We start from the raw sequence: 12,728 nt of genomic DNA, 5'->3' as shown, positions 1-12,728 counted from the left end.
TGCCTTGAACACCTGGGGCATTTCGGCGCATGCCCCCTGCGGCTGCTTGGAGTGCGGTTTCCATCTTGATTGTTGTCGGGTAGTCACTTATACTATTGGGGTTCCAACGGGTAGAAACAGAGCAGAACCATGTTCCTCGTACTGACTGCACCTGATTCTGGCTCTGCTGAAAACTCATTCATCAACTAGTGGTCCCCGATCTGCAGTTCCTCAATAGCAGTACACGGTTCTACATCATACTCAATGAGCCGGTCAGCGGCTAACTGCCATGCATACTCGCTCAACTCGAGATCTGCCCCTTCGAACTGGACGGAAAATCGAGTCAGTGCCACCGCGATCAGGAGATCATCGTCTCATTCTCCGGACATGGAGGTGTCTGGCCGCACTTTCCTATATAAACTGTCGGACGCACGAACTCGAGTCTGAGTGGGATGGAACGTGTGTCTGAAAGATGCGTTCGGGAAGAAGTGGCGATATGGTGATCATCGATCTGTTGGCAACAACAGATTCCCCCCATCCTCCCGTTCGCATATCTCACTCTCGAGAGCAATGGTATCAATCTTCTCGCCAGTTTGATATACTAATTCCTATTGGAAATCTAACTCTGATTCCGTTCTTCTGTGAATTTCACTTCTATCGCGCTGTCTAGTTGTTAGCCTTTGCCACGTCTTCCATCCATTCGTGGGGACTTAGCAGGCTTTCCTCCTATCAGTGCCCTCAAAGACAACTGTCTCGAACAAGGACCCAAGCAGGAAACCGCAGCCACCCCTTCTGATGTCCTTGACCACCGATCACGGCTGCCGGAACCATGCGGTTTCCTCATCGCCGTCGCACTGTTCGGGTCTTCAGTCTACTACGAGTAAGTCGACTATGGCTCACTGAACATGCCTAGAAACTGGTTGCTGAATAATTGTCTGAAGAGCTATGGAACAGTCTACAGGAATACAGGTAGATGAGGAGTCACCTTATATCAGCGACCCTGGTGAATAGAAAGAAAGGCCTCTTCGCGTGCTATACTCAATGATAGCAACAATGGTGACGAAAATAACAAATATAAACCATACTCCGAGATAGAGCGATGTGAAGCCTTCCATTGAGGGTGAAACATGGTCATAAAGGCTGTATCCAGTGAATATCGCTGTTAGTGTGATTGGTAGCAAGAGCGTATATCGCAGAAGTAGATAAGAGGAACCTGCTCCTAAAATAAACATCCCACCCATTTGTAATTTTTTATATAGGGTCAGTTGTATTCCTTCGGCGTCCATGGTTAAGTTTAGAAGATAATATCCGTTGACGTAGACGATAATAGCATTTGATACACCAATGATAAATGCGATTACAATCCGTTTGTTCATTGTACTCAAAATCTGGATTATACTACTAAGGTATTAACAGTGCGATTCGACCATCGTGCGAACCCCAATCGGATCCATTGTTAAGAAGGGCCCGATAAATAGACCGGGGGAATTTACTTGTCCAATCATCAACGATTACAAGTGGTCGGAACGCCGCACCCACTTCTTTCACAGTCTCGCCAAACACATCGTAGAGAAGTGTATCGAGCGTGACGTGGGTCGAATCAACATCGGTAAACTCGCTGGTGTTCGAGATGACGAAAACGGCGAGTCAAAAAACTGGGGGCGACACGGTAATCTCGACCTACACGGCTGGGCGTTCGACCGCTTCACGAAGATTCTCACGTACAAGGCGAAGGTTGCGGGTATTGAAGTCGTAGAAGTATCTGAGCGCGACACGAGCAAGACGTGTTGTGTGTGCGGTCGAGAAGATGATAGTCAGCGTGTTGAACGTGGGCTGTACGTCTGTGAATCGTGTGATACGGCGTTCAACGCTGACGTGAATGGGGCGGAGAACATCCGTCTCAACATTAACGACGAAAGTAACTCCGAGTCTGCGTCCAGTTTGGACGAGGATAGGAGTACCGGCTGGTTGGCACAGCCCGAAGTCTACCTTCATGACCTCTCCCGAGGATTCCGACCTCGGACAGCGGTGGGAGACTGCAAACCCTAATATCCCAACTCAGCGGTGCGGTACCGTGGGATTCCCGCGTCTTCAGGCGCGGGAGGATGTCAAAGATCGCGTGTGCGAGGACGCCGCCGCCCGTTCGGTCCGTTGCTTCGATGGCCCAGCAGTCCGGATGCCAGAGGTCGAGGGTTAATCGAACACTCGATAGCTCGTGCTCCAGGCTCATGTCTTTGTGTCTGTGGCGAGGACTTCTATGGTACGCTTTGTCCACTAATCAGATCGATTGAAAAGAGTATGGGCAGCTACCTTCGGAATTTGTGAGGAATCCCGGCGCTGTATCGGCGATTTCTCAAACGATCAGACTCTCTATATCGCGGGGATAGTACGTTAGCGTCTCCGTTCCATCGTCGGTCACAAGCACCGTATCGGAGTGGCGAAAGCCGCCCAGATCGGGGACATAGAACCCGGGTTCGACGGTGAACAGTTCGCCCGGGCGGATTTCACCGTTACTGTCGACATCGAGAAACGGCCGTTCGTGGCCCTGCATACCGATGTTGTGGCCGGCATGATGTTGGGTGAACTCGGCCACGCCTTGCTCTTCGTAGTAGTCGACGACGGCCTCCTCGATTGCGGCGTACTCGACACCCGGTCCGATCGCGTCGATCGCGATCTCCTGAGATTCCTTCATGATCTCGAAGTACGTCTGTTGCTCGTCGGAGGCCTCCCCAACGAACATCGTCCGCTCGAGTTCGGTCGTGTAGCCGCCGACGTTTGGTTTGACGATCGTGACGATGTTGTCTCCGTGTTCGATTCGCGTCGTCTGGTCCATGCTGTGGGGCCGTGCCGTCACGTCGCCGGTCGTGAACAGACACTGCATCGGGTTCGCCCACGACCGCATCTCGTAGCGGTTGCCGAGCGTATCGAGCATCGTCTTGACCGCCTCGGCCTCGACTTCCGCCCGGACTTCGATGGGGCGTCGGCCAGGCTTGATGCGCTCCTGAAGGAGTCGATGGCCGAGATTGGCCCAGACGCTCGCCTCGCGGATGAGTTCGATTTCGTGGTCGCTTTTCGTTTCGCGCAACTCGGTGATGTACTCCTCGACACCGACATCCGCGGCGACGACCGACGAGAGCGCGGGGCCGGTGTATCCGTTTCGGGCCGGACTCCCGTCAACATCGACTGCAATGCTCCCATCGGCGATTCCAAGTCGGGCACACATATCGGCGACCGCCTCCATCGGCTCACCCTGGGGATAGTCGAAGTACGTCGTGACCTCGTCGATTATGAACTCGTCCCGGGAGGCGTGTTCCTGTTCGAGTCGCGGAACGACGGCCTCGACGCGCTCGTCGGTGATCCCGAGTGCGACCGGCCGTTCGGTCGGCAGGTGATACATGCCGCTGACGTAGTGAATGTTTATCGATCCGAAGAGAACGAGACCGTCGTAACCGTTCGCGTCGGCACGCTCTAGCACTGTTCGCGTTCGCTCGCGATGTTCCGATTCGGAGATAGTGAGGTCTGCCATCACACGCCATCAGACGGCTCGCAATATTAAAACCGGACCCGACCAGGCCGGTCTTGCCGCGTTTATATTTGATATCTGTATGTATCGACCTGGAACAATTGGTTGGTAGGGTATTTAACACCCGTGTCTCATATTCTCACGCCATGGCAGTCGAGAGTAACATGACGTTACTGTACATCGTCGCCGCGTATCTGGTCGTGATGCTCGGCGTCGGTGTCTGGGCGTACGGAAAAACGAACACGGCGGAGGACTTCATGGTCGCCGGCCGAAGTCTTGGTGCGGTGATCATTGCCGGAACGCTGCTTGCGACGTGGATGGGATCCGGCACGGTGACCGGCGGCGCGAACTCAGTGGCGTACGGCAACGGGCTGTGGCCCGCGATTATCCTCGGTACGGGATCGCTCCTCGGTATCGGTGTCCTGAAAGCGCTCGCGCCGCGTATCAGGGCCTTCAACAAACTGACAGTTCCCGAAATGATCGAGGAAGAGCTGGGCAAGGAGGGCCGTATTATCAGCCTGCTCGTCATCGCGTTCGCATACGTCGGAATCGTTTCCTACCAGTTCACCGGACTCGGATACGTACTGAACGTCACGACCGGCATCCCGGTTACCCAGGGGACGCTCATCGGAACCGTCATCATCATTGCACTCGCTGCGATGGGCGGGCTCATGTCCGTCGCGTACACGGACGCGATCAGCGCTTTCTTGATGCTTGTCGGACTCATCGTCGCAGTCCCGTTCGTCCTCATCGAAGCCGGCGGCTGGAGCGGGATCACCGCGAACATCCCCGCGACCCACCTCGACACGCTCGGAAACCTCTCGTTCTTCGAGTTCTTCGGGCTGTGGGCCCCGCCGTTGCTATTGATCCTCGCCGATCAGAACATGTACCAGCGCATCATCGCCGGCGAAACCGACGACGGGACGAACACCGGACTCATCGCCTGGTTCGGGGGCGCGGTCGCAACCATGACGCTGGTCCCCCTCATCGCGTTCGCCTCGCGAGCGATGTTTCCCGAACTCGATCCGGGAATGGCGCTGATCGCGACGACGACAGAGATTCCGACCTGGATCGGTGGCATTTTGCTGGCCGCTGCCACGGCGTTTATCGTCACGACGGGGAGTTCCTACCTGCTGTCTGCCTGTACCAACCTCTCCCAGGACTTCTACAAGGGGTTCATTAATCCCGATGCGTCCGACCAACAGGTCTTCTGGCTGACCCGCGCGTTCGTGGTCGTCCTCGGTATCTTTGCGTTCGTCCTGGGGCAGTATTTCCCGACGATTCTCGAGATCCAGATGTACTCGTACACGGCCTATGGGGCTGCGATCACGCCGCCGCTACTCGCGATTTTCCTGATGCGAGAGCGTCTGACCAAGATCGGCGGTCTCGTCGGGATGGTCACCGGTGCTGTGCTTGCAATCTCCTGGGATACGGTTTTCGGGAGTCCCTACGGGCTGGATGCGGTAATCATCGCGGCACCAGTCGCCGGCGTGCTCATCGTCCTCGTCAGTTACCTCACGAGTTCGCTGTCGACGCCGTCGCCGACGCGCGCTTGAACTGGGAAATCTCGCCTTGACATCCTCCCCGCGCTAAAGCGCGAGGATTCCTCCGTTGGGGCTCGGCTATCGACCTACGGAGGCAACTTGCGGGTTCGTGCGCACTTCTTTGGGACTTTCATGAGGGTGTGGTTTCCCCGACCAGTCGTGGTCGTCCCACTCGAATCGCACGGGCCGTGCCATCGGCCTTACTTCCGTATCGCTGTTTTCCCGAAGGAACGTCTCTGACGCGGTGAGGTCGGTGTGCCCCTCGAATCCGCACGGACACGTCAGCTTATCTCCGTGGAGAACCGTTTCCTTGTGGTTGCCACACTCGGGACATTTGGTTCTGTTGAAATCCTCAATCCGCTGGCAATTTGGCCAGGGCCCGTAATACAAGTCGAAATCAAATCTGTCAGGCGACGAAAAAGGACTCGTTTGGCGTACTCATCGGATCCCTCTTGATAACTATGCATACCTACTTACCGGCTGTTTCACTGCAGATAGTGTCTGGCTAATAGGATTTCAACAGAGCCAGATATTTTACTGTGAATTGAATCTTTGAACTCTAGAGTGTCTCACCTCGCTATTTGGTTTCTTGTCTGACCCGCAATGCTTGGAGGAATCATTATATGTCGGATAACGCATTACATCTAATATAACGTATGAACGTCGAAGTACGATTACCCCTTCCGGACGAGCAAGTCTTCCGGTACGCGGCGATGGATGATACGCTCGAGATACTCGCTCGCAACCCATCCGAAGAGTTTTCGAATCGAGATTTACAACGACTGACCGGGTATGGAGGACCGAGCGTATCGAAGGCACTCTCACTGCTTGTGGCGATGGAGTTGCTAGTTAGGCGCGACACAGGCAATCGGACGCTCTATCGAATCGACGAGCAGCGGCTACACGACGCTGACGATCCAATTCTCGAGATTCCGCAATCGGAGTTTCGAGAACCGGTGAAGCAATTTCTCGAGGAAATCAACGATCAACTATCTTCGGTCGTTGGGATCCTCTGTTTTGGGAGTGTCGCGCGCGGTGAGGCTGACCGTGCGAGCGATATTGACGTGTTCGTCCTCGTCTCCGACACGGAGGTGGTATCCGCACGGCGAATCATCTCAGACATCGTTCGGGAGCTCGAAGAAGAACAGATCGACGGTGATCGATACGAGTTCGAGGTATTCGTCGAGTCACCCGAGAGTGCGCGCAATCGGGGAGCGGACCTCCAACCGATTTTCCAAGAGGGTATCCCGCTTCTCGAGAGCGAGACGCTTCGGCGAGTGAGACGCGACATTTTCGGGGTGACGGAATGACTTCGACGGAACTCGAGGAGGCGCTGGCGAACGCTGAAGACGCATTTCAGCGCAGGCCAGAGAATCCGGAGGTTGGCCTCGAGTACGTCTCCGATCCAGATGTCCTTCAACTGCGGAAGGCATGCCGACTTCTCGACGCCGCTAGCTTCCTACTTGATCGAAACGGTCACTACACAGTTATTGGGCGTGGGAATCGACTGCGGAGTGAGTGTAGTGCTTTCAGTCAATATGCATGAGTGTGAGTTCTGGAAGGTTGTACTCAGTTGGCAAGAACGTGGCGAAGTCGGCATCGTTAGTAAGAATCGTCGGTTCCCGATCTCGATGCTCGAATGCTAGGACGGCGATCGGGATATCTTTTGGTTGGACTCCTGTGATTCTGGCCAACAGTTTGATCTGAGTGTTGGCTCGCTTTTCATCAAGTAGTGAGTCGGCTACGTCCCGACTCGAGGGCGCTTCAATAAGCCCGGTCATTCTGGTGAGTCGGGTGAGAAAGAGCGTCTTCAATTCGTCTCGTTCAGTCGCAGTCAATCCGGGTGTCCGGTCGAACGCGTTGAGCGCTTCCTGTACCATGTAGGCGTTGATCGCTGATACGGTCTCCCCTTGTTCAATTTCGTCGAGTAACCGGGTTGCCCGATCATTCGTTTCTAGCGTACCGAAAACCCAGAGATTCGTATCAAGGATCTTCACGCGTGATCGGCGTACTCGTCGGCAGTTTCTTTGCGAGCGGCCTCGACTGCGCTGGCGACGTCCTCCTCGTCGACACGTTCACGTAAGTCGTCGAGCCGAGCGTGTAGTTCGTCATCGTTCACCGGTTCCTGCTCGGCGCGAGCGAATAATTGTTCGACGCGGAGCGCTGCGATTGCAGGCTCATTGTTCAGTTCTATCAGGTGGCGACGGACGGACTCCTTGATGAACTCGCTCTTGTTCGTGTAGACGCCCGTCTCTTCGAGGAACTGTTCAAGTTCTTGATCAAGTTCTTCGGGAAACTTGACGCTGACATTGGCGTATTTCATAGTAATACTATGGTAGCACAGCATGATAAATGTGTGGTCAAGATGCTTTCGTGCGGTGGCGAAAGCCCAGTTGTGAACGGAGTGAACAACCCGGAACGTGGAGGTGGGTGGGGCGGTGGGAAGTGGCTGATCGGGCACTACAGCCGAACCCACTGCCACCTAGTCGTGAGCCCTCGCGAGCGACGCTACGACTCTCCGTGTATGGACACGTCTCGTAGCGACCCTGTCCACTCGCACGCCGCACACGTTTTTTCGTCTCGAGTGTCACTGTCGGTGCTGACGAGTGTCGTCACACCGCAGTCAGGGTACCGTTCGGAACACCGCTTCGACCAGGTGCACGCATCACATGTGAGCCCTGCAGTGATGTCGTACCTTCCTCCATAGTCGAGCAGTGGTTCGTACCGGAGTTCGTCCGCCCCACACTCGGGACAGCTATCTGTGTCTGATACGACGTCCGTCACCGACACTGCAACTTGTACTGGCATGTCAACTACCTCGCTCCGCGCCCCTTCGGGCGTCCAACAAACCCACCGAGCGACTCGAGTGCCTCTCGAGAATCCTGCTGCGCGAAGTATTGTAGTCCACGGTCGTGGCTGCGCGCGCAGCGCAGCGAGCACGGAGCGGAGGGTGGGGTGGCGGGGCCTGGGTCGGTCTGGCCCACAGCAAAAAAGGGGGCACTTCCCCAGTTATTCGTCCCACCACCGGCCGCGTTCCGGGAACTCGATACGCGACCAGCCCGTCAAGGCGAGCGAGCATCGCCCCTGGTACCAGCTCTTCGCTGCCGCCCGGAACCTGACCGTCTGTCCTTCGCGAACCATCGTCTGATTCGACCGCTGCCAGATCGTGAACTTCGTCCGCCCGCTCTCGTCCTCGAGGAGCCCGACTTGCTGGATGTTCGAGGAGGAAGGCGTCCAGAGCTCGACGACTTCACCTTCGACCGTCACCTCTCCGACCGGGACCTCCGCGATATCCGCGATCGGGACGATCGTCCCTGACTCGGCCTTCACCTCCTCGAGCGTCTCGAGAACTGCCGTCGTCACCGCCATCCCATCCTCTACTTTCTCGGCCAACCGCTTCGCGATGACTGCCCGCGACCAGCCGCCGTCGATACGCTCGCTGATCCGCATCGCCTGTTGGTTGACTGCTGCGAGATCGTCCTGTGACAGCCGCGCTCGAGGGTCCACGATGTCTGGTTCGTCACGACCACACTGCTCGACGACTTCCCGCGTCCGCCGTGCCCGGTCGTCCTGTCCACCGAGTTCGGCTTGGGCACTGATCAACTCGAGTTCTGCCTCTCGAGCTTGGATCCGCTCTTCGTGCTCGAGGAGTTCACTACAGAAGTGTGGGAGTAATCGACACCGCGTGAAGCCGGGTGAGCGATAGCACGCTCTCACTGTGCCGAGTGTGGATACAGGGTCCGAGAGACGGATCGCTGTCCCAGCGCGGGTTGGACGTGATTCCGATCTACAAGTGTCCGAATTGTAGGGAGGTCGCCGCACTCGGCTGGTCGTGTGACGATCCGGAACGTCACCGACTAACCACCGCTACGTCAGCTACCCACGACTGATAGGGTAGAGTTAGACACTTTAATTGTCAACTTCATCGAAAAATTCCCGCATTTCTTCAAGATACCGTTGGAAGGCGGAGATACCACTTGGACTGATTCGAAAGCGTGTTTCGAACCCGTCTGAAGCCCATGCACGACGGTTTTCAAGATACCCGGCGTCTTCAAGTTTCTCTGTATGAGTGGCAAGGTTTCCATCAGTGAGATCTAACTGATTACGGATACGGGTGTATGAGACATCCCGATATCGGTAGAGAAAACCCATGATCCGTAACCGGGTAGGTTGATGAATTAGTGAGAGATCCTCAGAAAGCTCCATCGTTTATCCTCGAAGTACCATTACCCAACCAGTGATGAAATACGTAGCTCCTTGAATGAATCCGGTCGAGAATCCTGCGCCAATTTCCGTAATGGAGATGGTACGAAGCAGCAAGTTTGCAATGATGATGAACACACCTGCTGCAATCAGTGGGAGCAGGACCCAATCGGCTCGGTATAGGATGTAGAAGATCAGTCCAAGGAAGATCGTGAAGATCCCCCCTGAAATACCCATTATGATAGGGGATATAGTCGTTGAACCGAGTACGGTATAAACGCCTGCGGAGATCAGAAAATAGAGAACTGTGAGTCCAAAACCCAAAGCTCCACCAGCTCCGCTATTCGGATCCTCGCCAAGTGTAATTGAGTGAGTTGACCAAATTATCAAAGTATGAATGACGGCTCCAGCAATCCAAGGCAGCCAAAGGATTGTCAGTAAGTAGGAGCCGTACTCATGGCTGGCAAGCCATGGATCGGCAACCGAATATGATATTGGAATGCCAGCAATAGCGAACGCAAACGTCATGAGGGTCAACCCGAACGCACGCGCAGTGAGTGTCTCACTGTAGCCTTCAATCTCTGACAGTGCCTGTACTGCATCGGTCGGTTGAAAGTTGTCTGTTGAATCGTTCGTCATCACTTCCCCTTAGTTCCCCGTTGATAAATTAGATGTGAGCCTTTCTGGCACAAAGCGCGTTTGATGGCATTGAAGTTCTATTTAACCAGTCGGATGGAAGATTGAGCCGGTGGGGAAGACGTCGTCTCCTGGGTGGGGAACTCAACCGTCTCTTCCATACGGGTAAGTGGCGGCTTGCGTCCGGGGCGGAAGGCTCCCGCCCGACCGGTCGGACCGGAGCTTGTCAACCCAGACACGTCGGAGGCGCCTATATTACGGCGGTTGCCCACCTGGTGTATATCGCTTATCGGCGTCCTCGGGAGCATCCCCGACTTCGTATCGTGTGGGAGCTAACCCGGGCCCGATGTACGCGTCTGCGAACTCGCCGCGGCATAGGGATGGACGGGACGACGGCGGTCCACCACCTCTCCGTGCTCGAGGAGACAGGGGTGCTTGAACCGTCTTGAGAGGGTAACCGGAAGTACACCAACTCGTCCGGTCGGCCCGGCTCAATCCATGATATAGCATGCGGTAAACCGACAGCAGCAGCTTCCACACGTACAATCTCATCATGAGTGTCTCGATCATGTCGCCTACGAAACCTAGCACCAACAACGCCTTCCGTTCCTCAACCAGATTGCCCGGCGAGCAGAGAAACTCCGCGAGGAGTGTAGTTAAATCAAATCGAGATATGGTCGTCCCACGTTGTGAATCAGGGATCCGCAATCAGCAGACTCACTCAGTGACCGTGCAGTGTGAAAATCGGCTAACCAGCGGGTACGGCGTCACTACGCATCCACGTCGCCGGTTGGAACGACCTTACCCTTGAGTGACCGATCTAGTGAATTAGAACTGTAATCGCTCAATGAGTCCGATTCAGTCGCGTGAGTAGACCCGATGGTATTAGGCCGTTGTTATGATTGCCATGAGCATGATGATACTCCCCGCAATCTCACTCGTATGTTGCAATTTTTGTTGGATTTAACACTCCCTATAGACACTAACTATCTCCTATGGGACATGTAGATGTGTTTGAACTAATGCAGAATCGATGGGCATAGCGAGTGGTTCGTCTATGAACAAACCACCTGAAACGCGACTCGAGACACGCATTGGACGACGATCATATCTCCGAGCAGCTGCCACCGCGGGAATTGCAGGTGCAATGCTTGGAAGCATCGGAACGACTGCAGCACAGGATGCAGAGACGACGGCTCAATACAACGTCGGTCACGAGACCGAGGCAGGAAGAGCGCATGCGAGAGATATCGCGGTAGAAGTCCACCACGAGTTCGAGGCTCTGGATATCACCACAGTCGAAGTTACAGAGAGCGATCTCAGTGTCCTCGGTGACCATGAGGATATTCGATTCGTCGAAGAGAACATCGAGCGGAGCCTCGATCTCCCTGACACTGACCCTGACAACCAAATACAAGAGGATCTCGAAGCCGAGCAATGGAAGCCCTGGGGTATCGAACGAATTGGTGCTCTGGCGGCGCACGAACGAGGCGAGACCGGGTGTGGTACCCACGTTGCGGTCATCGATACCGGTATCGACCCCACGCACGAAGACCTACATGCCAACATCGGCGAGGGTGTTGCCTTCGTTGAGACCACAATCGAGAGCGATGAAGCGTGGGCCGATGACGACGGCCACGGTACGCACGTGTCGGGGACGATTGCGGCAGTCGATAACGACTTTGGAGTCGTCGGCGTGAGTCCATCCGCGACGCTCCATCCGGTGAAGGTGCTCGATAACCAAGGAACTGGAACCGATGCGGACATAGCTGCTGGTATCATACATGCGACACGAAAAGGCTACGATGTCGCCAATCTCAGCGTGGGCGAACCAGAGACAACGCAGACACAGACCGAGGCTGTCAGGTTCGCTCACGAGGAGGGGCTCCTGCTCGTTGCAGCGACTGGGAATGACGGTCACCCGCATGTGGACTACCCTGCGGACCTCGATGAAGTGATTGGTGTAAGTGCGATCGCGAAAGACGATTCGCTCGCATCGTTTTCGAACACGGGCCCCGAAGTGAACCTGACCGCTCCTGGTACTCTCGTGTTATCGACGATGCCTGGAAATCAGTATGGAGTCATGGAGGGAACCTCGATGGCGACACCGCACGTGACGGGTTCGGCAGCGTTGCTGGCCGCACATGGCCTCTCTAACGATGAAATCCGCGAACTCCTCACCGCATCCGCAGAAAACATCGGACTTGGGCCCGATCAGCAAGGATCCGGGCTTGTCAATGCGAATGCTGCCCTCGAGGAGGTCGAGAAATTGGAAGGAAAGGCACTGGCCAAGTAACAACGCCACCTGTGGTGCAATCACTTTTCGCGGTTTGCGGTTGCTATTGACCGGAGGTCTCCGCACATTGGCTGGAAACTGAGTGGTCTTAGTGAAGCCTTCTCAGTGATGGTTTTCAGCGGACCTGCTGCATAGATAGTGCGGATGTAGCGCGAGATTCGGCTCGGATTCGTGGGTTCCCCATTCGGTTGGCTGCAATACCAATGTTGACATGTACCGATGAGTGCTGGCGTGATCGTGTATTTGCGAGCGCCGTCAGCGGCCGTGACGGTCAGGTCGATTTCGCGAGCGGCGTACGTCCGGGGTTGCTCGTCGGTGGTCGATTCAATGACGCCGGCGTCGACCAGCCGGTTCACGTAGGTGTAGGCTGTGCCCTGCGCGAGCTCGAGAGCGTCCATGAGTTCTTGAACGGTTGCTTCCCCCTCGCGGGTGATATACGCGTACAGTTGGGCCAGCTGTGGCTCTTCGAGGAGTTCTGCGACTGAGAGGAAGTCGCGGATGACGTCGCCGTTGGCTCGGTTTGATGTGCGCGACATGGGGAGTTGAG

At 55.5% G+C, this 12,728-nt stretch carries 9 protein-coding genes and 4 pseudogenes; 4 read left to right on the top strand and 9 right to left on the bottom strand.

Going from position 1 to position 12,728, the window contains the following annotated elements:
* Window positions 1–1,491 precede the first annotated feature (1,491 nt).
* Window positions 1,492–2,028, top strand: a pseudogene (locus tag HALLA_RS15630) (RNA-guided endonuclease TnpB family protein); the annotation flags it as partial.
* 58 nt (window positions 2,029–2,086) lie between these two features.
* Here HALLA_RS15630 and HALLA_RS21355 read toward each other — a convergent pair.
* A pseudogene (locus tag HALLA_RS21355) lies at window positions 2,087–2,209 on the bottom strand (helix-turn-helix domain-containing protein); the annotation flags it as partial.
* 123 nt (window positions 2,210–2,332) lie between these two features.
* Complete coding sequence (locus tag HALLA_RS15625; protein WP_049954418.1) at window positions 2,333–3,505, bottom strand: M24 family metallopeptidase; 1,173 nt, start codon at window positions 3,503–3,505, stop codon at window positions 2,333–2,335.
* A gap of 143 nt (window positions 3,506–3,648) precedes the next feature.
* On the opposite strand from HALLA_RS15625, the gene HALLA_RS15620 reads away from it, so the two are divergent.
* A complete protein-coding gene (locus HALLA_RS15620) occupies window positions 3,649–5,058 on the top strand; it encodes a sodium:solute symporter family protein (RefSeq protein ID WP_049954417.1) in 1,410 nt (469 codons plus the stop codon).
* A gap of 66 nt (window positions 5,059–5,124) precedes the next feature.
* Here the strand turns inward: HALLA_RS15620 and HALLA_RS20085 are convergent.
* Window positions 5,125–5,382: pseudogene (locus tag HALLA_RS20085) on the bottom strand (IS200/IS605 family transposon protein TnpB); the annotation flags it as partial.
* Window positions 5,383–5,702: 320 nt separating this feature from the next.
* Here HALLA_RS20085 and HALLA_RS15615 point away from each other — a divergent pair.
* A complete protein-coding gene (locus tag HALLA_RS15615) occupies window positions 5,703–6,356 on the top strand; it encodes a nucleotidyltransferase domain-containing protein (protein WP_049954416.1) in 654 nt (217 codons plus the stop codon).
* 219 nt (window positions 6,357–6,575) lie between these two features.
* Here the strand turns inward: HALLA_RS15615 and HALLA_RS15610 are convergent, their stop codons facing one another.
* The 5 genes from HALLA_RS15610 to HALLA_RS15595 all read right to left on the bottom strand — a co-directional run bounded on the left by HALLA_RS15610 (window position 6,576) and on the right by HALLA_RS15595 (window position 9,888).
* Entirely contained in the window at window positions 6,576–7,043 is a 468-nt protein-coding gene (locus tag HALLA_RS15610; protein ID WP_049954415.1) for a hypothetical protein, read from the bottom strand.
* The gene (locus HALLA_RS15605; RefSeq protein ID WP_049954414.1) at window positions 7,040–7,369 is read right to left on the bottom strand and encodes a ribbon-helix-helix domain-containing protein; all 330 of its coding nucleotides are present in this window, start codon (window positions 7,367–7,369) and stop codon (window positions 7,040–7,042) included. The genes HALLA_RS15610 and HALLA_RS15605 overlap by 4 nt, the downstream gene beginning before the upstream one ends.
* 686 nt (window positions 7,370–8,055) lie before the next feature.
* A complete protein-coding gene (locus tag HALLA_RS15600) occupies window positions 8,056–8,763 on the bottom strand; it encodes a DNA-binding protein (RefSeq protein ID WP_242406214.1) in 708 nt (235 codons plus the stop codon).
* A gap of 192 nt (window positions 8,764–8,955) precedes the next feature.
* On the bottom strand, window positions 8,956–9,198 hold the full coding sequence (locus HALLA_RS21760) for a transcriptional regulator (protein WP_394298875.1): 243 nt from the start codon (window positions 9,196–9,198) through the stop codon (window positions 8,956–8,958).
* Between the two features lie 57 nt (window positions 9,199–9,255).
* Window positions 9,256–9,888, bottom strand: a complete 633-nt coding sequence (locus HALLA_RS15595) for a hypothetical protein (RefSeq protein ID WP_049954413.1) — start codon at window positions 9,886–9,888, stop codon at window positions 9,256–9,258.
* A 1,144-nt stretch (window positions 9,889–11,032) separates the two neighbouring features.
* Here HALLA_RS15595 and HALLA_RS15590 point away from each other — a divergent pair.
* Window positions 11,033–12,181 (top strand): S8 family peptidase, encoded by a 1,149-nt coding sequence (locus HALLA_RS15590; RefSeq protein ID WP_242406213.1) that lies wholly within the window; start codon window positions 11,033–11,035, stop codon window positions 12,179–12,181.
* A 218-nt stretch (window positions 12,182–12,399) separates the two neighbouring features.
* Here HALLA_RS15590 and HALLA_RS15585 read toward each other — a convergent pair.
* Window positions 12,400–12,717, bottom strand: a pseudogene (locus tag HALLA_RS15585) (winged helix-turn-helix domain-containing protein); the annotation flags it as partial.
* Between the last annotated feature and the right edge of the window lie 11 nt (window positions 12,718–12,728).

The organism is Halostagnicola larsenii XH-48 (assembly GCF_000517625.1).
GTDB classification, from domain to species: domain Archaea; phylum Halobacteriota; class Halobacteria; order Halobacteriales; family Natrialbaceae; genus Halostagnicola; species Halostagnicola larsenii.
This window is presented reverse-complemented; position numbering and strand designations above follow the sequence as displayed.